Source organism: Solirubrobacter deserti, from assembly GCF_027587175.1.
GTDB classification, from domain to species: domain Bacteria; phylum Actinomycetota; class Thermoleophilia; order Solirubrobacterales; family Solirubrobacteraceae; genus Solirubrobacter; species Solirubrobacter deserti.
In genome coordinates this window covers 44202-64354 of record NZ_JAPCID010000012.1, presented here as the reverse complement: position 1 = coordinate 64354, position 20153 = coordinate 44202, and the positions used below count along the sequence as shown (strand labels likewise).

The 20153-nt window shown below is 72.1% G+C and carries 25 protein-coding genes; 15 read left to right on the top strand and 10 right to left on the bottom strand.

The annotated features are described in order from the left end of the window. Positions 1-53: 53 nt before the first annotated feature. From OJ962_RS10345 to OJ962_RS10315, 7 genes are all read left to right on the top strand, one after another. On the top strand, positions 54-446 hold the full coding sequence (locus OJ962_RS10345; RefSeq protein ID WP_202952801.1) for a hypothetical protein: 393 nt from the start codon (positions 54-56) through the stop codon (positions 444-446). 43 nt (positions 447-489) lie between these two features. Further along, the gene (locus OJ962_RS10340) at positions 490-753 is read left to right on the top strand and encodes a hypothetical protein (RefSeq protein WP_202952800.1); all 264 of its coding nucleotides are present in this window, start codon (positions 490-492) and stop codon (positions 751-753) included. Continuing rightward, entirely contained in the window at positions 750-1118 is a 369-nt protein-coding gene (locus OJ962_RS10335) for a PIN domain-containing protein (protein WP_202952799.1), read from the top strand. Before OJ962_RS10340 ends, OJ962_RS10335 begins: the two co-directional genes overlap by 4 nt. A 76-nt stretch (positions 1119-1194) precedes the next feature. Beyond that, entirely contained in the window at positions 1195-2178 is a 984-nt protein-coding gene (locus tag OJ962_RS10330; RefSeq protein ID WP_202952798.1) for an aldo/keto reductase, read from the top strand. Continuing rightward, a complete protein-coding gene (locus OJ962_RS10325; RefSeq protein ID WP_202952797.1) occupies positions 2175-2681 on the top strand; it encodes a TetR/AcrR family transcriptional regulator in 507 nt (168 codons plus the stop codon). Before OJ962_RS10330 ends, OJ962_RS10325 begins: the two co-directional genes overlap by 4 nt. A gap of 45 nt (positions 2682-2726) precedes the next feature. After that, complete coding sequence (locus OJ962_RS10320; RefSeq protein ID WP_202952796.1) at positions 2727-3221, top strand: RNA polymerase sigma factor; 495 nt, start codon at positions 2727-2729, stop codon at positions 3219-3221. After that, on the top strand, positions 3218-4174 hold the full coding sequence (locus OJ962_RS10315; RefSeq protein ID WP_202952795.1) for a hypothetical protein: 957 nt from the start codon (positions 3218-3220) through the stop codon (positions 4172-4174). The genes OJ962_RS10320 and OJ962_RS10315 overlap by 4 nt, the downstream gene beginning before the upstream one ends. Here the strand turns inward: OJ962_RS10315 and OJ962_RS10310 are convergent. The 3 genes from OJ962_RS10310 to OJ962_RS10300 all read right to left on the bottom strand — a co-directional run bounded on the left by OJ962_RS10310 (position 4171) and on the right by OJ962_RS10300 (position 6515). Continuing rightward, positions 4171-4755, bottom strand: a complete 585-nt coding sequence (locus OJ962_RS10310) for a sensor domain-containing protein (RefSeq protein WP_202952794.1) — start codon at positions 4753-4755, stop codon at positions 4171-4173. The two genes, OJ962_RS10315 and OJ962_RS10310, sit on opposite strands and share 4 nt — an antisense overlap. A 69-nt stretch (positions 4756-4824) precedes the next feature. Next, positions 4825-5484, bottom strand: a complete 660-nt coding sequence (locus OJ962_RS10305) for a response regulator (RefSeq protein ID WP_202952793.1) — start codon at positions 5482-5484, stop codon at positions 4825-4827. Further along, positions 5475-6515 (bottom strand): histidine kinase, encoded by a 1041-nt coding sequence (locus OJ962_RS10300; RefSeq protein WP_202952792.1) that lies wholly within the window; start codon positions 6513-6515, stop codon positions 5475-5477. Before OJ962_RS10300 ends, OJ962_RS10305 begins: the two co-directional genes overlap by 10 nt. Positions 6516-6594: 79 nt before the next feature. Here OJ962_RS10300 and OJ962_RS10295 point away from each other — a divergent pair, with 79 nt between their 5' ends. Then, positions 6595-7092, top strand: coding sequence for a ribonuclease H family protein (locus OJ962_RS10295; RefSeq protein ID WP_202952791.1), 498 nt, complete (start codon positions 6595-6597; stop codon positions 7090-7092). Here OJ962_RS10295 and OJ962_RS10290 read toward each other — a convergent pair. Genes OJ962_RS10290 through OJ962_RS10280 form a run of 3 tightly spaced genes read right to left on the bottom strand, consistent with a single transcriptional unit; the run spans position 7080 to position 9054 of the window. After that, positions 7080-7709 carry an MOSC domain-containing protein gene (locus tag OJ962_RS10290; protein ID WP_202952790.1) on the bottom strand — a complete coding sequence of 210 codons (630 nt, stop codon included), beginning with the start codon at positions 7707-7709 and terminating at the stop codon, positions 7080-7082. The genes OJ962_RS10295 and OJ962_RS10290 overlap by 13 nt on opposite strands. 10 nt (positions 7710-7719) lie before the next feature. Continuing rightward, on the bottom strand, positions 7720-8157 hold the full coding sequence (locus OJ962_RS10285; RefSeq protein ID WP_202952789.1) for a hypothetical protein: 438 nt from the start codon (positions 8155-8157) through the stop codon (positions 7720-7722). A gap of 21 nt (positions 8158-8178) precedes the next feature. Next, complete coding sequence (locus OJ962_RS10280) at positions 8179-9054, bottom strand: DMT family transporter (protein WP_202952788.1); 876 nt, start codon at positions 9052-9054, stop codon at positions 8179-8181. Positions 9055-9129: 75 nt separating this feature from the next. Between OJ962_RS10280 and OJ962_RS10275 the strand changes: the two genes are divergently transcribed. Beyond that, positions 9130-10062 carry a LysR family transcriptional regulator gene (locus tag OJ962_RS10275; protein WP_238931192.1) on the top strand — a complete coding sequence of 311 codons (933 nt, stop codon included), beginning with the start codon at positions 9130-9132 and terminating at the stop codon, positions 10060-10062. Here OJ962_RS10275 and OJ962_RS10270 read toward each other — a convergent pair. Further along, entirely contained in the window at positions 9992-10357 is a 366-nt protein-coding gene (locus OJ962_RS10270) for a sensor histidine kinase (RefSeq protein WP_202952786.1), read from the bottom strand. The genes OJ962_RS10275 and OJ962_RS10270 overlap by 71 nt on opposite strands. Positions 10358-10448: 91 nt before the next feature. On the opposite strand from OJ962_RS10270, the gene OJ962_RS10265 reads away from it, so the two are divergent. After that, positions 10449-11114 carry a response regulator transcription factor gene (locus OJ962_RS10265; protein ID WP_202952785.1) on the top strand — a complete coding sequence of 222 codons (666 nt, stop codon included), beginning with the start codon at positions 10449-10451 and terminating at the stop codon, positions 11112-11114. Between the two features lie 64 nt (positions 11115-11178). After that, complete coding sequence (locus tag OJ962_RS10260) at positions 11179-12453, top strand: sensor histidine kinase (protein ID WP_202952784.1); 1275 nt, start codon at positions 11179-11181, stop codon at positions 12451-12453. On the opposite strand, the gene OJ962_RS10255 is transcribed toward OJ962_RS10260, so the two are convergent. Beyond that, the gene (locus tag OJ962_RS10255) at positions 12431-12724 is read right to left on the bottom strand and encodes a hypothetical protein (RefSeq protein WP_202952783.1); all 294 of its coding nucleotides are present in this window, start codon (positions 12722-12724) and stop codon (positions 12431-12433) included. The two genes, OJ962_RS10260 and OJ962_RS10255, sit on opposite strands and share 23 nt — an antisense overlap. A 56-nt stretch (positions 12725-12780) precedes the next feature. Here OJ962_RS10255 and OJ962_RS10250 point away from each other — a divergent pair, with 56 nt between their 5' ends. The 4 genes from OJ962_RS10250 to OJ962_RS10235 are packed head-to-tail and all read left to right on the top strand — an operon-like array spanning position 12781 to position 16368. Then, positions 12781-13944, top strand: a complete 1164-nt coding sequence (locus OJ962_RS10250) for a LolA-like protein (protein WP_202952782.1) — start codon at positions 12781-12783, stop codon at positions 13942-13944. Then, positions 13941-14882, top strand: coding sequence for an ABC transporter ATP-binding protein (locus OJ962_RS10245; RefSeq protein WP_202952781.1), 942 nt, complete (start codon positions 13941-13943; stop codon positions 14880-14882). The genes OJ962_RS10250 and OJ962_RS10245 overlap by 4 nt, the downstream gene beginning before the upstream one ends. Then, on the top strand, positions 14879-15706 hold the full coding sequence (locus tag OJ962_RS10240) for an ABC transporter permease (protein ID WP_202952780.1): 828 nt from the start codon (positions 14879-14881) through the stop codon (positions 15704-15706). Before OJ962_RS10245 ends, OJ962_RS10240 begins: the two co-directional genes overlap by 4 nt. A gap of 14 nt (positions 15707-15720) precedes the next feature. Continuing rightward, positions 15721-16368 (top strand): Bax inhibitor-1/YccA family protein, encoded by a 648-nt coding sequence (locus tag OJ962_RS10235; protein WP_202952779.1) that lies wholly within the window; start codon positions 15721-15723, stop codon positions 16366-16368. Here the strand turns inward: OJ962_RS10235 and OJ962_RS10230 are convergent. Next, positions 16358-18535 (bottom strand): NHL repeat-containing protein, encoded by a 2178-nt coding sequence (locus tag OJ962_RS10230; protein WP_202952778.1) that lies wholly within the window; start codon positions 18533-18535, stop codon positions 16358-16360. The genes OJ962_RS10235 and OJ962_RS10230 overlap by 11 nt on opposite strands. A gap of 37 nt (positions 18536-18572) precedes the next feature. Further along, positions 18573-20126: an LCP family protein gene (locus OJ962_RS10225; protein WP_202952777.1), complete on the bottom strand. Its 1554-nt coding sequence runs from the start codon at positions 20124-20126 to the stop codon at positions 18573-18575. Positions 20127-20153: the final 27 nt, after the last annotated feature.

The window sequence follows — 20153 nt, the reverse complement described above, 5'->3', positions numbered from 1 at the left end:
GCGCAAGGACGTCACCGATTCAACCCAAACGGTCAGGTGCCGATACCGGGAGTGTGACCACCCTCCTTCGCACCGGCCTCGCTGCCCTGGCCCTTGCCGTCGCTGCCGTCCCGGCCGCTGCCGATCCCGCCGACGCCGCCACCAAGAAGACCAAGCGCACCGCCGTCGCCAAGAAGAAGAAGGCGCCCGCCAAGAAGAAGGCCGCCAAGCCGGTCGCCGTCCAGACCGCGTCCGTCCCGGCGGTCGAGGCGGTCCAGACGTCCGAGCCGACGCCCGCCCTGGCTCCCGAGCCGACGTTCACGTCCGTGATCAGCATCGGCGGCTTCGTCTTCTACAACGTCACCTACGCCGAGGCCGTCGCGCAGTACCAGGCCCTGATCGCCTCGGGCGCCACCCCTCCCCCGCCGGTCACGTCGATCTCCGTCACGGTCGGCGTCGGCAACTAGCCGCGGTGTGACACCTACCGGCGCCGGTGTTACACTGGCGCCGGTGCCGACGAGCCGTCCTCGCTACGCGATCACGGACACCGGGAAGATGGCTCGGATGCTCGACGACGCGCAGCAGCGGTGGCCCGACGTGCACGACCGGCGCGAGCTGCTGCTGCGGCTCGCCGCCACCGGCCATGACGCGATCGCGTCCGACGCCGCCGCGCGCGACCGCGCGGCCCGCCTCCAGCGCCAGCGCGAAGCGCTGAGCCGCGCGCGCTCGCTCGTCGACGTCGACGAGCTGCTCTCCGACGCCGCCTGGCGTTGAGACTGCTGCTGATCGACAAGTCCGCGTACGTCCGCGGCGCGCTCACCGTCGCCGATGAGGACGAGCTCTGCCTGTGCGCGATGACGCGTCTGGAGCTGCTCTACAGCGCCCGCAGCGCTGACGGCTACGCACGGCTCGAGCAGGATCTGGCCGCGTTCCGCGACCTGCGCATGGACGCCGAGACGTTCGGCATCGCGGTGACCGCCCAGCGCGAGCTCGCCTCCCGTGGCCGGCACCGCGTGTCGCTCCCGGACCTGCTGATCGCAGCGTGCGCGCAGCAGCACGCCGCCGACGTCCTGCACGTCGACCGTCACTTCGAGACGCTGACCGACGTCCTGGCGTTCTCCGCCGTGCGCGCGCATTGAAGGCGCCAGCGCTGAGCCCCGCACGCAGATGACATCGTCGCGGTGACAGAATATGAAATCTGTCACCTTGCATCTCATGTTTACTCGTCAGCTCGGAAAGACCGGCCCCACCGTCTCCGCTCTCGGTCTCGGCGCCATGGGCATGTCCGATCTCTACGGCCCCGCCGACCGCGCCGAGTCGATCGCGACCATCCACGCCGCGCTCGACGCAGGCATCACGCTCATCGACACGGGCGACTTCTACGGCATGGGCCACAACGAGCTCCTGATCCGGGAGGCGCTCGCGGGCAAGGACCGCGACGCGATGACGATCAGCGTCAAGTTCGGCGCGCTGCGCGACCCGGCCGGTGGCTGGATCGGCTACGACGGCCGCCCGCAGGCGGTCAAGAACTTCCTCGCCTACACGCTCAGCCGGCTCGGCACCGACCACGTCGACATCTACCGGCTCGCGCGCACGGACCCGGACGTGCCGATCGAGGAGACCGTCGGCGCCATCCAGGAGCTCGTCGAGGCCGGGTACGTCCGTCACATCGGCCTCTCGGAGTCCAGCGCGGACGTCGTCAGCCGTGCCGCGCAGACCGCGCCGATCTCGGACCTGCAGTTCGAGTACAGCCTGATCAGCCGCGGGATCGAGACGGAGATCCTGCCCGCCGCGCGCGCGAACGGCATCGGCGTCACCGCGTACGGCGTGCTCAGCCGCGGCCTGCTGTCCGGCCACTGGAGCAAGGACCGTGAGATGAGCGCGACCGACTTCCGCGGCTTCAGCCCGCGCTTCCAGGGCGAGAACCTGGACCGCAACCTCGCGCTCGTCGAGACCCTGCGCGCCACGGCCGAGGAGGCCGGGGCGACCCCCGCGCAGGCCGCGATCGCCTGGGCGCTGTCCCGCGGCGAGGACATCGTGCCGCTGATCGGCGCGCGCCGCCGCGAGCGCCTCGCCGAGGCCCTGAAGGCGCTCGAGCTCGACGTCGACACCCCGGCGCGCATCGAGGCCGCCGTGCCCGCCGACGCCGCCGCCGGCGAGCGCTACCCCGCGGCGCAGATGTCACATTTGTCGGCATGACGCAGCCGCTGACCCCCGAGCGCATCCTGGAAGCGGCGGAGGAAGTCCTCCGCCGCCACGGGCCGCAGAAGGCCAACGTCGTCGACGTGGCGCGCGCACTCGGGGTCAGCCACGGCGCCGTCTACCGGCACTTCCCGTCCAAGCAGGCGCTGCGGGAGGCGGTCACCCGCCGCTGGCTGCACGAGTTCCACGCGACCCTGGAGCCGATCGACGACCCGCGTGAGTGGATCCGCACGCTGTCGGCGGCCAAGCGCGGCACCGCGCGCGTGGACCCGGAGCTGTTCGCCACCTATCAGGCGCTGTGCGACGAGCAGAGTGCCGTCGTCGACGAGCACGTCAACTGGCTGATCGAGCAACTCGAGGCGATGGTCGGCGACAAGGGCCGCCCGCTGCTGCAGGCTACGACCCGCTTCCACCACCCCGCGCACGTGCACGAGTGGACCGATCCGGAGATCGAGCGCGACCTGGACCGGATCCTCGACCTCGTGCTGCCACAGAACTAGGTCTTCGCGCCGTCTATGGGGCATGGTCAACCCCATCCCAACCGCGTGATCGCCGTCGCGCTCCCCAGAGCGAAGGCGCGCACCGACTCGCGCACGGAGCTCGCCGCCCGCGCGCTCGCAATCGCACGCGCGACCGCGCTCGGCGTGCTCGGCGACCACGCCGCCGCCGAGGATGTCGCGCAGGAGGTGGCGATCGTCGCCATCCAGCGCGCCCGCCAGCTCCGCGACCCGGCCAAGCTCGACGCGTGGCTGCACAAGGTCGCGGTGCGCAAGGCGATCGACCTCGCGCGCAGGCGCCGCCCGACCGTGCTGCTCGAGCCGCACCACGAACCGCACGCCGAGCAGCCGAGCCTCGACGACGCGCTCGCGCTCCTCGCGCCCCTTCCCCCACGCCAGCGAGCCGCGCTGACGCTGCGCTACGTCCACGACCTGCCCGACGCCGCGATCGCCCACGCGCTCGGGTGCCGCCCCGCGACCGTCCGCTCGCTGCTCAGCCGCGGCCGCGAAGCTCTGCGCGAGACCCTGGAGACCGACCGATGAAGCTCGAAGACCGCCTCTCACCGCTGCAGCCGCACGAGCCCACGGACGAGGAGATCGCGCGCCTGCTCACGATCGCCGACCGGCGCACGCGCCGTCGTCGCACGCGGATCGCGGGCATCGCCGTCGCCGCCACCGCCACCGCGAGCATCACGTTCGCCGCGCTGCCGTCCGAGCAGGCCCCGACGACCGTCGCGGCCATCCTCACCTCCACCGCGCAGACCGCCGCCGAGCAGGACGCTCCGGCTCCGTGGACCGGCTATCGCTACCTCGAGTCGATCGACCGCCGCGAGACCGCGACGCACACGATCGAGGCCACGGAGCGCTGGTGGAGCGACAGCGAGTGGCAGGGCCGCCGCACGACCACCACCAAGCTGGTCTCAGGCACGATCACGGCCCCGGAGATCCCCCGCAAGGCGCGCGAGCGGATGACGCCCGAGCAGCTCGCGCAGTGGGAGGCGTCCAGGCGCGGCTACGCGCAGAGCGTGCTCAAGCCGCGCGAGTTCAACACGCCCGAGGACATCCCGAACCTGTACGGCGACGCCGGGCTGGCGAAGGTCCCGCTGAACGAGCTCCCGACCGACCCCGACGCGCTCGGAAAGCTGCTCTTCCAAGCGCACGAGGACGGCCGCTGGTCGCCCGGCGGTGGCTGGGATCCGGCCGCGGACCGGGCGGCGTACCAGGTGCTGCGCGACATCGTGCTCCTGCTCGCCCGCGCGAACGTCACCCCGGACCAGCGCGCCGCGCTGATCACCGTTCTGAGCCACTACGACGGCGCGACGCCGCTGCCGGAGGCGGTCGACCGCCGCGGCCGCAGCGGCCGCGGCGTCACGATCGGCGGCGTCACGATCATCTTCGACCCGGACACCAGCGAGCTGCTCGAGTGGTCCGAGCGCGGGCAGACCGAGACGTTCCTCGCGGCCGGCCGGGTCACGAGGATCGGCGAGCTTCCCTAGTAACGGCCCAGCAGCTCGACGGCGAGCGAGGCGTGGAACTTCGCCATGCCTCGCATCACCCACACCGTGATGAACGCGAACGGCACCGCCAGCAGCATGGTCAGCACGGCCTCGGTGAACGTGTCCACGGTGTACGCGCCGAGCTCGTAGCCGCCGGGCACCGCCCAGTACCAGAGCGGAAGCGTGGCGGTGCCGAGCGTGCCGACGATCAGCGACACGGCCAGCGCGCCGAACGCCATCCCGACGACCGAGTGCGTGATCAGCCACGCGAGGTCCCGCCACACCTGCGGGTCGCGCAAGGTCACGAACACGCGCGAGAACAGGCCGGGCGCCCGGTGCGAGCGATAGTGGCCGCGGACGGGTCGACCGAAGACGAGCGCCGCGTTCTGGCGGTCCAGCTCGGCCGTCCAGCGCATCAGGTAGACCGAGGCGAGCACGATCGGCAGGCCGATGACGAGGATGCCGAAGGTCAGGGAGACCGTGAGGGCGACGATCCAGACCGCCAGCGCGGCGATCGACGTCAGCAGCGTGAAGGTCAGATAGGCCGCGTCACGGGCCGTGCGATCGAGCGTTGGGAGCATGCTCACAGCATCGGTCCGCGGCGCGCGCCGATCCATGCGGCGCGCGGGCGTCCCGCACTGAGGTCAGCCCTACCCCTGCCGCAGGAAGGCCAGAACGGCCAGGACCCGCCGGTGGTCCTCGTCGGACGCGGGCAGGTCGAGCTTGCTGAAGATGTTGGAGATGTGCTTCTCGACCGCGCCGGGCGTGACCACGAGCGCGCGGGCGATCGCGGTGTTGGTGCGGCCCTCGGCCATCAGGCCCAGCACCTCGCGCTCCCGTGGCGTCAGCGCGCCGAGGGCGCCGTCGGTGCCGTCCGGGTCGCGCCGGCGCACGAGCTCGGACACGACCTCGCGGTCGAGCGCGGTGCCGCCGCGGGCCACGCTCTCGACGGCGGCGACGAACGCCTTCACGTCCCCCACCCGCTCCTTGAGCAGGTAGCCGACGCCCCCCTCCCCGCCGCTGTCGAGCAGCTCGGCCGTGTAGACCGGCTCGACGTACGCGGACAGGATCAACACGCCGAGGCCCGGGTATTTCGCCCGGGCCTCCAGTGCCGCTCTGATGCCTTCGTCGGTGAACGTCGGTGGAAGCCGGACGTCGACGATCGCGAGGTCCGGCTTGTGCCCGCTCAAGATGCGCAGCAGCCCAGGTCCGTCCTCGGCCTGGGCTACGACGTCGAATCCCTTTTCGCGCAGGAGGGCGACGATGCCCTCCCGCAACAGCGCTTGGTCCTCCGCGATGACTACTCGCACGGCAGTTCGGCGTGCACGGTCGTGCCCTCCCCTGGGTTACTCACCACCACCAGGATGCCATCCAGCGCCTCGACACGGCTCTTGAGCCCGGACAGCCCGTTGCCCTCGGGGTTCGCGCCGCCCGGGCCGTTGTCGTCGACCTCGACCACCAGGCGCCCGCTCTCCTCGAACAGGGAGACCTTGGCGGCGGCCCCGCGGGCGTACTTGGCGGCGTTGGTCAGTGACTCGGCGACCACGAAGTAGGCCGCGGACTCGACCACCGGCGAGAGCCGGCGCCCCAGCCGCGCGTCGACCTTCACCGGCAGCGCGGAGCGCTCGCCGAGCGCCTCCACCGCCGCCGGCAGGCCACGGTCCGCCAGCACCGGCGGGGCGATGCCGCGCGCCAGATCCCGCAGCTCCTTGATCGCGTTGGACGCCTCGACACGGGCGTTGCGCACGAGCTCGGCGGCCTCGGGGTGGTCGTCGAGCCGGTCCTCGGCGCGGCCGAGCTGCATGCTCAGCGCGACCAGGCGCGCCTGCGCCCCGTCGTGCAGGTCACGCTCGATGCGGCGCAGCTCCGCGGCCTGCGCGTCCAGGGCGCCGCGGCGGGTGCGGGTGAGCACGTCCACGCGCTCGGTCAGCTCCTTCTCGCGCTTGGGATGCAGCGCCCGCCACCAGACGGTGAGGAAGGCGTGCAGGATCAGCACGGCGGACATCCCGAACAGCGGCCAGAACAGCCAGAAGCCGAAGCCGGTCAACAGCCAGATGAACGTGAGGATCGCGCCGCTCACGCACGACAGGGCCGCGTGGACCGAGAGCGCCCGCCATCGTCGTGGCCCGTCCAGCGCCCGCTTGACCGCGTACTGGACGGCGAGCGGGATCGACAGCCCGAACCACACCCAGATCGGCCAGAAGTATTCACCCAGGCCGGTCGCGGCCCAGATGACCACCATCAGGAAGACGATGAACCCGGTGGCCCCGAGCTGCATCGTGTGGACCGCGCGCCAGTCGATCTCGCTCTTGGGCTCGTCCACCATGTACTCATTGTCCATGACAGAGAAGATCGCGTTCTGAGCGCCCGTTGCGTATGGGGCGCGATGGCGTCCGAGACTGAGGCTATCCCTACTCCCAATGCCACCCCGCAAGGACTCCCCCGTAGAAATCCGCCCCGGTGAAGCGGCTGTCTGGACCGACGGCGCCTGCTCGGGCAACCCCGGCCCCGGCGGCTGGGCGGCCATCGTGATCCCGGCCGACGGGGGCGAGAACGTCGAGCTCTCCGGCGGGGAGAAGCTCACCACCAACAACCGGATGGAGCTCTCCGCGGCGCTGAACGGCCTGCGCGCGCTGCCGGACGGCCAGGACGTGGTCGTGGTCACCGACTCGCAGCTGATGCTCAACTCGATGACCAAGTGGCTGCCCGGCTGGAAGAAGAAGGGCTGGAAGACCGCTTCGGGGTCCGCGGTCAAGAACCAGGACCTGCTGATGGCGCTGGAGGCGGAGGTCGCACGGCTCGGCAACGTCCGCTGGCACTGGGTGCGCGGGCACGAGACCGGCGCCGGCTTCGACTACAAGGCGCTCAACGACCGCGCCGACCAGCTGGCCGTCGCGGCCGCGCGTCAGGCCGCCTGAGCGAGCATCCACTCGCGCAGCGGCACGGGCAGCTCCGTCGCGACCGCGGCGCGCGGCAGCAGTGAGTCGTCGAGCAGGATGGCGTCGGAGACGAGCGCGATCGTGACGTCGTGGGAAGGGCGGTGCGTGACCTCGATCGCGTCGCCCGCGCCGAGCTCGCCCTCGGTGACGATCCGCAGGTAGGCGCCCGGCCGGCTGGCCTGCGAGAAGCGCTTGACCATCTTGAGGTCCTGGAAGCGCAGGCCGAGCTTCGAGCACGGCTGGCGCGGCTGGCAGACCTCGAGCTCGACGGTCCCGATCCGCCAGCGCTCGCCGATCAGCGCGCCGGAGACGTCGATGCCCTCGGTCGTGAGGTTCTCCCCGAACATGCCCGCCGGGATCTCGCGGCCCAGCTCGGCCGCCCACCAGTCCGCGTCCTCGCGCGCGTACGCGTAGACGGCCTTGTCCGGCCCGCCGTGGACGCGCAGGTCGGCCTGCGCGTCCCCGGCCACGTTGACGCCCTCCACCCGCACGCGGGCGTCGACCGGGTGCTTGGTGATGGCGCTCATCATCGGCCGCCCGCGACGCATCGCGATCTGCTGGGGCGTTCCGACGTTCACGGAGACGAGCTTCGGCACGTCCCCCAGGCTATCTGGCGTTCCAGGTGAGCTGCTTGACCTCGCACCGGTCGATCACCTTGCCGCGACGCGTGACCATGACCTTGCCCGCGAGCGTGCCGGACCAGCGGTCGGTGGCGGGGTCGCGCGCACCGGCGAGCGTGACGGTGATGCGCGCACGCAGGCCGCCGCGGTAGCGCACCCGGTAGGTGCCGGCGTCCTGGACCGCGTCGGCGGTGGCGACATCGAGCCGCGGCCGGAACGTGGTGTGCTCGTTGAAGCGGTAGCCCTCGCCGCAGGGTGCGCGCCAGCCGAGGCGGACGCGGTTCACCACCCCGTCGGCGCCCGTGCGCAGCTCGGCGACACGGCCCTGGCTGGTTCGTCCCTTGTAGTTCTTGGCTTCGGCGACGGCCGGGACAGCGGCAAGCAACAGCGCGCTGAGCGCGCAGGTGACGAAGGGCCTGGTCATGGCCCCTCGATTACCCGGATTTCAGACGGTCTTCACCCGCGAGGGAAGGTTGACGATGATCGCGGCGCCTATGACGGCGAGCGCCCCGAGCAGCTGGACGGCGCCGAGCGCCTCGCCGAAGGTGACGAACACGAGCGCGACCGTCACCGGCGGCTCGAGCGTCGAGAGGATCGCCGCCGTGCTGGGGCCGACGCGGCTCATCCCGCTGAAGAACAGCACCACGGCGGCGACCGTGGACACGAGCGCGGCCAGGCCGAGCCATAGCCAGCCGACCGGGTCGAAGCCGAAGTCGAGCGCGCCCATCGACGCGGCGACGGTGCCCAGCGTGACGAGCGCGCCGGTCGACACGAGCGCGGCGAGCGGGATCGGGTCCAGCGCCTTGGTCACCCCGTCGGACACGAGGATGTAGGTCGTGTACGTGAGCGCGGCCCCGGCGCCCAGCGCGCACCCGGCGAGATCGAGCGAGCCGACGCCCGCGCCCGCGAGGACGAGCACGAGGCCGCCGGACGCGGTGACGAGGGCGACGAGACGCCGCCGGCTGGCCGACTCGCGCCTGAGGATGATCGCCGCCCCCGTCACCAGTGCGGGGTAGCTGTAGAGGATCAGCGAGAGGACCGACGCGTCCATGCGCTCGAGCGCGAGGAAGTACAGCCCGGCCTGCATCGCGTAGCCGACGGCGCCGAGGGCCAGCGCCCGCAGCACCGGGCCGCGGTCGCGCGGCACGGCGCGCTTGACGGCGACGGCGGCCCACAGGACCGGCGTCGCGATCGCGAAGCGGACGAAGAGCAGCGTCGCGACGCCGACCCCCGCCTCGAACGAGAGCTTGCCGAAGATCGGCATGACGCCGAACGCGACCGCCGACGCCAGCACCAGTAGGGCTCCAGTTCGCTGCTTCATGGTCGGGAGGAAAGCAGCGCCGATCGTCCGTATCCACTGGAAGTTCTGAGGGATATCGTGCGATTCTTCTTCACGATGCTCGACCTCCGACGCCTTCGCCTGCTGCGCGAGCTCGCCCACCGCGGGACGATCGGCGCGGTCGCGTCCGCGCTGGACTACTCGCCCTCCGCCGTGTCCCAGCAGCTCGCACTGCTCGAGAAGGAGGCGGGCGTTCCGCTGCTCGAGCGCGCGGGGCGCAACGTGCGGCTGACGGCGGCCGCGCACACGCTCGTCGGCCACACCGACGCGCTGCTCGCACGCGTGGAGGAGGCCGAGGCCGACCTGCAGGCCGCGGCCGAGCAGATCACCGGCACCGTGCGCGTGGCGACGTTCCAGTCGGCCGGGCTGTACCTGCTCGCGCCGGCGCTGCAACGGCTGGCGCGCGACCATCCCGCGCTGCGGGTGGAGGTGACGGACGCCGAGCCGGAGATGACGATGCCGACGCTGGCGCTCGGCGGCCTGGACCTCGTGCTCGGCGACGAGTACCCGTTCCACCCGCGCCCGCCCGACCCGCGCCTGCACCGCGAGCCCTTGCTCACCGAGCGCTTCCGGCTCGTGCTGCCCGCCGAGCATCCGGAGGCCGCGCACGGCGGGCCGGTGTCGCTGCGCGCGCTGAAGGCCGACGCCTGGGCGGTCGGCAAGCCCGACACGCACTACAGCGAGCTCGCGCTGCGCGCCTGCCGGGCCCTGGGCGGCTTCGAGCCCGACGTCCGGCACCGCTCCAACGACCTGCTGATGCTGCTCGCGCTGGTCGCGAACGGGCTCGCGGTGACGCTGCTGCCGGACCTGGTGCGACCGGACCGCGACCCGGGCGCGGTGGCGCGCGACGTCGCCGAGGACCCGCTCACCCGCACGGTCTTCGGGGCGATCCGGCGGGGCAGCGAGCGCCGCCCGGCGGTCAATGCGCTGCTGGAGGCGCTACGGGAGACGGCGGCTGGCCTTCGGTCGGCAGCCACGCCCGGACCCTGAAGCCGCCGGGCGCCGGTGCGGCGGCCAGCCCGCCGCCGATCGCGGCCGCGACCTCGCGCAGCTCGTCGAAGTCGCGCGCCGAGCCGCCGTCGTCCTCGACCTGCACGACGAGCGCACCCGGCATGAACTCGATCGCCACCGACGCCTCGGACGCGCAGGTGGCGGCGTCGAGCGCGTCGCGCACCACCCGGTAGGCGGAGCGGAAGACGACCGGCGGGACGTGCCGCGGCTCGCCGCTGCAGTCGAGCGCCACGGGCATCGGCGCGCCGTCCAGCAGGGTTTCGATCTTGTCCATGTCACACACCATCCGTGGGTCTTTCTACGCCTCCTCTTTGAGAAGACTCTGACGAGCGGCGAACGTGTCGGCCTTTGTCATCTTTTCGTGTGTGGCCGCACTCCTTTTGGTCGATGACGATGCACCGATTCGCCGGATGCTCGAGCGCACGCTGAGCGCCGAGGGCTATGCGGTCGAGGCCGCGGCCGACGGCGGAGCGGCGCTGGCCGCGGTCGAGCGGTCCGTGCCCGACGCGATCGTCCTCGACGTGACGATGCCCGGGCTGGACGGTCTCGCGGTGACGCGGCGGCTGCGCGCGAAGGGCCTGCGCGTGCCGATCCTGCTGCTGACCGCACGCGACGCCGTGGCCGAGCGCGTCGCCGGGCTGGACGCGGGCGCCGACGACTACCTGGTCAAGCCGTTCGACCCCGACGAGCTGTCCGCGCGCGTCCGCGCCCTGCTGCGCCGCAACGCGCCGCCGTCGGAGAGCGACGCGCTGGCCTTCGCCGACCTCACGCTCGCCGAGGGCATCGCCCGGCGGGCGGGCCGCGACCTCGAGCTCACGCGCCGCGAGGCCGAGCTGCTCGAGCTGCTGCTGCGCAACGCCCGCAGCGTCGTGACCCGCGAGCTCGCGCTCGAGGAGGTCTGGGGCGGCGAGCACGAGGCCACCCCGAACGCGGTCGACCGCTACGTCGGCTACCTGCGTCGCAAGCTCGGCGAGCCGCCGCTGATCCACACGGTCCGCGGCGTCGGCTTCCGCCTGGACCGCGAGGGATGACCCTAGAAGAGGGACTGTCCCTCTTCAGGTTCGCGCGCCGTCGCGCCGGCCGCGGGCGGCGCCCGTGACGCTGCGCGCCCGCGTCGCCGCGGCGGCCGCCGCCGCGATCTTCGTCGCGCTCGCACTGCTCGTCGTCACGGTGCCCAAGCTGCTCGCGGATGACCTGCGCGGCGAGCTCGACGACTCGCTGCGCCGGCGGGCCGCGGACGTCGCTCGGCTCAACGCGACCGCGCCCGGGCAGCTCACCGAGGTCGGCGCGATCGAGGGCGGCGGGCTGCTGGTCCAGGTCGTCGATCGCTCCGGGCGGATCGTAGTCCGGTCCTCCGCGCTCGGTGGGCGCGTGCTTCCCATCGATCAAACCGTCCTTCGCGAGCGCCAGCCGCGGCTCGACGACGGCCGGCTCGGCACGGACCCGGTGCGCCTGTACACGGCGCCGCTGGGCGAACTGGGCTCCGGTGAGGCCGCCGGCGGCGTGGTGGTCGTCGGGTCCGAGCTGGCGGCCGTGGACCGCACCGTGGACCGAGCGCGCGTGCTGATCGCCGTGTGCGCGCTCGTCGCCGCGCTGATCGCCGCCGCGTTCGCGACCTGGCTCACCCGCCGCGCTCTGCGACCGCTGACGCGGCTGAACGCCGGCGCGCGCGAGATCGGCCGCGCCGGCGACACCTCCAAGCGCCTCCCGGAGCCTGCTCGCAGCGACGAGGTCGGCGAGCTCGCGCACACGCTCAACGCCATGCTCGCCTCGCTCGAGCGCGCGCAGGAGGCCGAGCACCGCTTCGTCGGCGACGCCTCGCACGAGCTGCGCACGCCGCTCACCGCGCTGCGCGGCAACGCGGCCTTCCTGGCCAAGCACGGCCCGGACCCGACCGTCGTCCAGGACATCGCCGACGACGCCGAGCGGCTGACACGCCTGCTCGACGACCTGCTCGCGCTCGCCCGCGAGGACGCGGCGGCGCCGCTGCAGGCCCAGCCCGTCCGGCTCGCCGATCTCGCCCCCGACGCCACCGTCGAGCACGACGCCTGGACGCGCGGCGAGCGCGACGCCCTCCAGCGCGCCGTCGACAACCTCGTCCGCAACGCGCACAAGCACGGCACCGGCGCGGTCACGGTCACGGTCGGCGGGGACGGCACGCAGGCGTGGATCCGCGTCGAGGACGAAGGCCCGGGCCCGAGCGACGTGCACCAGATCTTCGAGCGCTTCCACCGCGGCCCGGACGCCCGCGGCGACGGCTCGGGGCTCGGCCTGCCGATCGTGAAGGCGATCGCCGAGCGTCACGGCGGCCGCGTCGAGGTCGACGGCGCGCGCTTCACGCTCGTGCTCAGAGCGACTGATCGACGATGAGCGGCACGCCGAACACGCGCGGCACCTCGCCTTCGACCACGACGTCCTCGTCGAGCAGCTCCTCGTAGTCGTCAGGGTGCAGCAGCACCTCGACGGCGCGCTCGGCCAGCACGGCGTCGAGCCGGAGCGCCGCCGCACGCTCCGGCGACAGCGAGACGGCGGCGACCGCGCCGGGCAGCGCGCTCTCGGAGACTCGGACTGAGGCCACCGGCCGGTCCGCCTCGCGGGCGTCGTCGAGTTCACGCTGGATCGCGTCGGAGACCTGAGCCATCAGGCGTGGCACTCTGTCAAAGAACTCTCAAAGACCGTCCGTAGAACTGCGTCGTGATGAGACGACTCCGCACCGCTTCCACCCGCCGCCTGGTGACGATCGTCGCCGTACTCGTCGCCGCCGTCGCCGGCGCCGGGATCGCCCAGGCCGCGCTCCAGACCGAAGAGACGCCGGCCCCCAAGCCGCTCGACCGCGCGCTCTACGACGCCGCCAACGCCAAGCCGGTCGAGGGCGTGACCGCGCGGGTCAAGTTCACGAACAACCTCCTCCCTTCCGGCTCGCTGCCCGAGGGCACGGCCTCCCCCGTGCTCACCGGCGCGACCGGCCGGATCTGGCTCTCCAACGACGGCAGGCTCCGGCTCGAGTTGCAGTCGGCCAACGGCGACGCGCAGATCGTGGCCGACGGCGAGCGCTTCCTGATCTACGACGCGGCCATCAAGCAGGCCGTCACCGGCAAGCTCGACGGCGCCCCGGCCAAGCAGCCGGACGGCAACAAGCCGAACCTCGGCGCCATCCAGACCGGACTCGACCGGCTCGGCCAGGCGTGGACGCTGTCGGGGGCGACACCCTCCAATGTTGCCGGGCGACCAAGCTACACCGTGCGCGTCGCGCCCAAGGACGACGGCGGGCTGCTCGGCGCGGCCGAGGTCGCCTGGGACGCGGTCCGCGGCGTGCCGCTGCGCGCCGCGGTCTACGCCCAGGGCGACGACAACCCGGTGCTCGAGCTCGAGGCCACCGACATCTCCTACGGCAAGATCCCGGCTGACAAGGTCGACGCCACGCCGCCCGCCGGCGCGAAGGTCACCGAGATCGACCCGAGCTTCAAGCTGGACGCGCAGGGCAAGCCGGTCGCCGTCGAGGGCGTCGACGCCGTCCAGAAGGAGCTCGACTTCCCGCTCGCCGCGCCCGCCGAGCTGGCCGGCCTCCCGCGCAAGGCCGTGCGCCTGATCAAGACCGACGATCAGGTCGGCGCCGTCAGCACGTACGGCCAGGGCCTCGGCCAGATCCTCGTGTTCCAGACCCGCGCCGGCGCCAAGTCGTCGAACACCGCGCCGGGCGGCCTGACGCTTCCCCAGGTGAACATCGACGGCGCGACGGGCTCCGAGCTCGCCACCGCGCTCGGCACGCTGCTCACGTTCCAGCGCGAAGGCGTCCAGTACGTCGTCGTCGGCTCCGTCCCGCCGATCGCCGCCGAGAACGCCGCACGGGGCCTGAGGTGACCGCAGCGATCGAGGCTCGCGGCCTCGTCAAGCGCTACGGCGAGATCACGGCGGTCGACCACGTCGACCTGACCGTCCGCAGCGGCGACGTCTACGGCTATCTCGGCCCGAACGGGGCCGGGAAGACGACGTCGCTGCGGATGCTCCTCGGCCTGATCCGCCCGGACGAGGGCAGCGCGAGGCTGTTCGGCCACGATCCGCTCGTCGAGGGTGCCCGCGCCCTCGACGGGGTGGCCGGGTTCGTCGAGGCGCCGCGCTTTTACCCGTACATGAGCGCGCGCAAGAACCTCGAGTTCGTCGCCGCGCTCGACGGCGGCGACGCGGCCGAGCGCATCGACGAGGCGCTCGACACCGTGGACCTGACCAAGCGCCAGCACGACAAGGTGCGCGGCTACTCGCACGGCATGAAGCAGCGCCTCGGCATCGCCGGCGCGCTGCTGCGCGACCCGAAGCTGCTGCTGCTCGACGAGCCCACCACGGGCCTCGATCCCGCCGGCATGCGCGACATGCGCGCGCTCGTCCACCGGCTGGCGGAGGACGGCCTCACCGTCCTGCTCTCCAGCCACCTGATGAGCGAGGTCGAGGATCTGTGTGACCGGGTCGCGATCGTCACGCGCGGGCGCGTCGTCTACGAGGGCGCGCTGGACGAGCTGATCGCGACCACCGCCGGGCGCTACGACCTCAGGACGACCAACGACGCGGAGGCGGCGATGATCGCCCGCCGCGCGCACGGCATCGCCGGCGTGACGGTCTCCAACGCCGGCATCGCGTTCGAGGGCGACGAGGTCGCCGTCGCGCACCTCACGCTCGAGCTCGCGCAGGCCGGCATCGGCCTGCGGGCGCTCGTCCCCCGCACCGCGACCCTCGAGGAGCTGTTCTTCCGCATGACCGAAGGCACGCCGGAGCAGAACGGCTCGCAGCCGCTGGTGCCCGCGTGAGCGCAGTCGCCGTCTCCACGCGCACGGTCTACGCCTGGGAGGTCCGCAAGCTCGCCGCGCAGAAGCGCACCTACATCGGGCTCGGCTGCGCGCTGCTGGTCCCGTTGATCTTCATCGCCAGCCTGCTCGCCGACGACGGGGGGCCGGAAGGGATCCCGTTCGGCGACTACGTGCGCGAGTCCGGCCTGGCGATCCCGCTCGTGGGGCTGTTCTTCGGCGCGTTCTGGTTCTTCCCGCTCGTCACCGCGCTCGTCGCGGGCGACATCGTCGCGACCGAGGACGGCAACGGGACACTGAAGACGATCCTCACGCGCTCCGTCGACCGCTGGCAGATCTTCCTGGCCAAGGTGCTCGCGGCCTTGACCTACGCGTTCGGCGCGCTCGCCCTGTTCGTCCTGGTCGGGCTCGGGCTGGGCGGCGTCTTCTGGGGCTTCGATCCGCTCGTCTCGCTGTCGGGCACCGAGATCTCCATGGAGCGCTCGCTGCTGCTGCTCGGCGGCGCGACGCTCGCCTACGCGCTGCCGACGTTCGCGGTCGCGTCGATCGCCGTGCTGCTTTCCACCGTCACCCGCAACAGCGCGGCGGCCGTGGTCAGCACGCTCATGCTGTCGCTGATCATGCAGCTGCTCGGGATCGTGTCCGCGCTGGAGGCGATCCAGCCGTACCTGCTCCCGCGCCAGTTCAACGCCTGGCAGGGACTGTTGCGCGACCCGATCGACTGGGCGCCGATCCTCCGCGCCGCCTGGGTGTCCGCGCTTTACGCCGTGCCCGCCCTTCTATGGGCGTTCATTCACTTTTTACGGCGCGACGTGGCCGGCGGGTAAATAGGATTCCCACTATGAGTTTCATCGAGGTCTCATCTGGCGTACGGGAGCGCGACACCTCCCTGATCATGGGCCAGGTTCTCAGCCTGGTCGCCGCGGCGATCGGCTTGGCCGCGCTGTGCACGTATCTCGGCCGCGACCTCGCCCCCGAGACGGCCCGGATCTTCTCCATCGCCGGCATGGTGATGCTCGTGGCGACCTGGTTCGTCGCGCGCCTGCGGTTCGGCGCGCTCGGCATCTTCTGGCTCATGCTGATCGCGTCCGCGATCGGCTACGGCCTCGGCCCGGTGCTCGACTTCTACGTGAGCACGAACCCCAGCAGCGTGACGAGCGCGGCCGGCCTCACCGCGCTCACCGTGCTCGGCATGGGCGCGATCGGGTTCGTGATGAGCAAGGACACCGTCCGCTGGATGCGGCCGCTGTCGTTCGTCGTCCTCGGCGCCGTCGTGGTGTCGCTCGGCGCGCTGATCTTCGGCGGCCTGGGCACGCTCTCGCCGTTCCTCTCGATCATCATCCTGGCCGCGTCCGCGCTGCTGATCCTGGTCGACTTCAACTACGTGCGCAAGCACGCCACCGAGGACGACGTCGTCTGGCTGGCGACCGGCATCTTCGTGTCGATCATCAACATCTTCCTGTCGCTGCTGAACCTGTTCAACCGCTGATGCTGACCCGCCGGGTGACGGTCGTCGGCGAGCTGTCCTCGGTCGACGCCGTCACCTGAACGGTGGCGGTCAGCGCGCGCTTGCCCTTCAGCGCCCTCGCCAGCGAGCGCACGCCCGCGACGCTCAGCCGGGGCCGGATCGTCACCGTGTTGCCCGCGGGCAGCGTCTGCGGTGTGAAGGCGAGCTTCACCGCCGGTGACTTCTTGCCGCGGGGCGTCAGCGTCACGACCGCGGTCAGCCGGCAGCGCACGTCGCAGCGCACGCGCAACGGGAACTGGCGGATGCCGAGGATGCCGCTCGTGCGCGTCGGCTCCAGGAACACCTCGGGCGGGACCGGGTCCGGCTGCGTGGCCAGGATCGGGTTCGGCGGCGGCGTGATCGCGGGCAGCGAGCCGCAGCCGCCGGTCGCGGGCAGCTGGAACTGCTGGACGCGGTTGTTGTCGGCCTCGGACACCGTGACCAGCCCGTTGCAGGAGACCGAGATGCCGGTCGGCTCCCACAGCTGCCCCGGCCCCGTGCCGCGCGAGCCCCAGGCGCCGAGCGGCTGTCCGTCGGGCGAGTAGAAGGCGACGCGGTGGTTGCCGCGGTCGGCGACGAACACGTTCCCCGCCGCGTCGAGCGCGACCTCGGCCGGTGAGCGCAGCTCGCCCACGCCGATCTCCCCCACGTCGCCGCCCGAGGCGGTCATGATCGTGATCCGGTTCGTGCCGGCGTCGGTCGCGTAGATGCGGCTGCCGTCGGGCGAGACGGCCACGCCGCGGACGTTGCGGAAGCGCCCGACCGAGCCGATGTGCTGCCCGGCGGTCGAGAAGCGCACGATCCGGCCGTTGCCGGTGTCGGCGACGTACACCGTGCCGCCGCCCGAGACCGCGATCGCGCTCGGGGACAGCAGCTGGCCGGCGCGTCGGCCGCGGCTGCCGATCTCCCGCACGATCTTGCCCCCGCGATCGAAGACGAGCACGCGCGAGCGCCGCTGGTCGAGCACGTACAGCAGGCCGCGGCCGTCGAAGGCGACGGACACGGGGTCAGGGAGGAGCGTCGGGCCGGGCGCGGGCGCGCCGAACGCGGCGACGACCTTCCCGCTCGGGTCCAGCAGCTGCACGCGGCCGTTGACCGAGTCGGCGACGGCGCGCATGCCGCTCACGTCGGAGGCGACGCCGAGCGGCCGGATGAACTGGCCGGTCACGCGCCCGGAGTCGCCGAAGAAGTCCTTGGGCTTGCCCTGGAAGTCGAAGACGTCGATCCGGTTGCCGCCCGGGTCGGCGACGAACTGGTCGCCGTTCGGGGCAACGGCGAGCCCGCGCGGATACTGCAGCTGGCCGAGCCGCGAGCCGTACGAGCCCCAGCGCCCGCGGTAGACGTACCCCGGCGCGGGCCCGTAACGGACGACGCGGTGGTTGATGTTGTCGGCCACGAACACGCGGCCGAGCGCGTCGATGCCGACGTCGTAGGGGAAGCTGAGCTGGCCCGGCCGCGGGCCGGGGCCGGAGCCGAACGTCGTCAGCTGGGCGCCGTTGTAGTCGTAGACGACCATCCGGTGGCCGTTGTCGTCGGCGACGATCAACCGCCCGCCGCGTGCCGCCAGGCCCTGCGGGCGCTTGACGGCGCCCTTGGGGACGATCACGGTCGCTCCGGTGCCGTCGAGCGCGAAGCGCTGGATGCGGTCGTTGCGCGTGTCGGCGACGAACAGGTACCCGTCCGCGATCGCGAGGCCGCCGCCGGCGCCCGAGTCGTTCCCGCCGCCCTGCCCGAAGCGGAACTCGCCCACGCCGTCGCCCGTCCTGCCCCACTCGGCCAGGAACGTGCCGTCGGCGGCGAAGCGGTCGATGCGGTCGCGGCCGTCGGCGACGTAGATTGAGTTGTCCGGGCCGATCGCGACGCCGCCGACCGACGTCAGCCGCTCGGGATCGCCGATCTCGCGCACGAAGCGGCCGTCGGGGCCGAAGACCTGGATGGCATGCGAGTACTGGTCGGCGACGTAGACGGAGCCGTCGGGCCCGACCGCGGTGGCCTGCGGGAAGCGCAGCACGCCGCCGGTGCGGTTGCCGACGACCGAGGACGCGGAATAGGGACAGGGATCAGCGCCGAGGCAGGGCTCGGCGGCGGTGGCGGGAGTGGCGGGCAGCGCGAACAGCGCGGCCAGGAGCACGATGACGAGACGCGGCATCAAGGGCACCCAACCCCAACCGGACCGGGAAGTCGCGCTACTGCTTGAGACGACGGAGCGAGGACGCGATCTCGATCATGCGCGCGTTGGAGATCTTGCGCCCGATCGTGTTCGAGATCCAGTACGCGGCGCGGGGCGTGCGCCAGCCGACCATGCGGATCTTCTTGCCGTCGTAGAACAGCATCAGCTCGCGTCCGCTGGCGGTCTTGCGGATGCGGTCCGGGTTCTCGAGGATCGGCGGGTTGCGCCACGTCAGGCCCTGGACGCCCCAGTACTCGCCCGACTCGCCGATCGCCCCGACCATCCGGTACGCGCGGTGCAGCCGGCCGTCCTCGTCGCGTAGCGAGTAGATGCGCGGCGTGTCGTTGGTGTAGCGGGTGCGGCTGGTGATCTTGCCCGGGAAGTAGAACGGGAGCCGCTTCAGGCGCGGCTCGGCCAGCACGGCCATGTCCTCGCCGAGGCGGCGCGCGTCGACCATGCCGCTGACCGTGGACGCGTTGCCCTTCTTGCGCTTGGGCGTGCGGACCGGCTGCGTGCTGCGCTCCGGGTTCTGCGCGCCGTCGCCGGTCATGAACGCGTCGTAGGCCTTCTGGATGTTCTCGTTGCTGATGTACAGGCGCGTGTCGGCCACCGGGTCCTCGGACTCGGTGATGCCGGTCAACGAGATCTGGTTGACGACGGTGTCGTTCATCGCGAGGTGCACCGCGGTCTTGAGCAGACCCGCGAGGTTCCGGCGGCCGAGGAACTTCTTGTCGAAGCGGAAGTACTCCTGCAGGATCCCGAGCAGCTCGCTCGCCTCGCCGACGCTCTTGAGCTCGCGGACGCTGCGCTGGGTCGTCGCCTGGCGCAGGAAGTCCTGCTGGCGCGCGCCGCGGAACAGGTCGGAGTCGGTGTGCCGGAAGCGGACGTAGTCCAGCGCGTCCGAGCCGACGAGCCGCTGGTAGCCGGGGTCGATGTCGATCGACGCGAAGCCCGTGCCCTCGGGGTTGTAGTACTCGCGGTCGACGTCGACGTAGATGCCGCCGACGTGGTTGACCGCGCGCTGGAAGCCGTCGAAGTTGACGTCGATGACGCCGTTGACGTTGAACGTTCGGCCGACGGCGCTCTCGAAGAAGTGCTTGACGGTGTCCAGCGTCAAGCGGGCGCCGCCCTCGTCGTAGGCCTGGTTGATCTTCGTGTTGTCGGCGAAGCCCGGGATCGTCACCGCGAGGTCGCGCGGGAGGCTGAGCACGGCGACGCGGTGGCGCTTCGGGTCCAGGCGGACGAGCACGATCGTGTCCGAGTGCGGCTTCTCGCGCTGGCCGAGCTGGGCGTCCCGGGAGGTCTTCGCGCGCCGGTCCGAGCCCAGCACGAGGATCGTGCGCGGGCCACCGGGCTCGACCGGCACGATGACCTCCTCGGGGAGGTCCGGGATCGGCGCCTGGCGCTTCGCCGGGTCGTCGGGGATCGGCGGCGCGATCATCAGATAGCCCGCGATGGCCACGCCCGCGCCGGTCGAGATGAAGATCAGCAGCACGCCCACGAGGGCCTTCGCCAGGACCCGTGCCCCCACGCGCGGAGGGCGCTCCTGGTTGGTGTACCTCCGGCGCATTGGTCGGAAAGCGTAATGGCCGGACCG

Coding starts and splice junctions, on each gene's coding strand:
- OJ962_RS10255 (WP_202952783.1), bottom strand. CDS start 12,724: ATGGCTCAGGTCTCCGACGCGATCCAGCGTGAACTCGACGACGCCCGC.
- OJ962_RS10250 (WP_202952782.1), top strand. CDS start 12,781: ATGAGACGACTCCGCACCGCTTCCACCCGCCGCCTGGTGACGATCGTC.
- OJ962_RS10285 (WP_202952789.1), bottom strand. CDS start 8,157: ATGACCAGGCCCTTCGTCACCTGCGCGCTCAGCGCGCTGTTGCTTGCC.
- OJ962_RS10230 (WP_202952778.1), bottom strand. CDS start 18,535: ATGCCGCGTCTCGTCATCGTGCTCCTGGCCGCGCTGTTCGCGCTGCCC.
- OJ962_RS10275 (WP_238931192.1), top strand. CDS start 9,130: ATGCTCGACCTCCGACGCCTTCGCCTGCTGCGCGAGCTCGCCCACCGC.
- OJ962_RS10310 (WP_202952794.1), bottom strand. CDS start 4,755: ATGCTCCCAACGCTCGATCGCACGGCCCGTGACGCGGCCTATCTGACC.
- OJ962_RS10280 (WP_202952788.1), bottom strand. CDS start 9,054: ATGAAGCAGCGAACTGGAGCCCTACTGGTGCTGGCGTCGGCGGTCGCG.
- OJ962_RS10235 (WP_202952779.1), top strand. CDS start 15,721: ATGAGTTTCATCGAGGTCTCATCTGGCGTACGGGAGCGCGACACCTCC.
- OJ962_RS10225 (WP_202952777.1), bottom strand. CDS start 20,126: ATGCGCCGGAGGTACACCAACCAGGAGCGCCCTCCGCGCGTGGGGGCA.
- OJ962_RS10330 (WP_202952798.1), top strand. CDS start 1,195: ATGTTTACTCGTCAGCTCGGAAAGACCGGCCCCACCGTCTCCGCTCTC.
- OJ962_RS10270 (WP_202952786.1), bottom strand. CDS start 10,357: ATGGACAAGATCGAAACCCTGCTGGACGGCGCGCCGATGCCCGTGGCG.
- OJ962_RS10315 (WP_202952795.1), top strand. CDS start 3,218: ATGAAGCTCGAAGACCGCCTCTCACCGCTGCAGCCGCACGAGCCCACG.
- OJ962_RS10325 (WP_202952797.1), top strand. CDS start 2,175: ATGACGCAGCCGCTGACCCCCGAGCGCATCCTGGAAGCGGCGGAGGAA.
- OJ962_RS10295 (WP_202952791.1), top strand. CDS start 6,595: ATGCCACCCCGCAAGGACTCCCCCGTAGAAATCCGCCCCGGTGAAGCG.
- OJ962_RS10300 (WP_202952792.1), bottom strand. CDS start 6,515: ATGGACAATGAGTACATGGTGGACGAGCCCAAGAGCGAGATCGACTGG.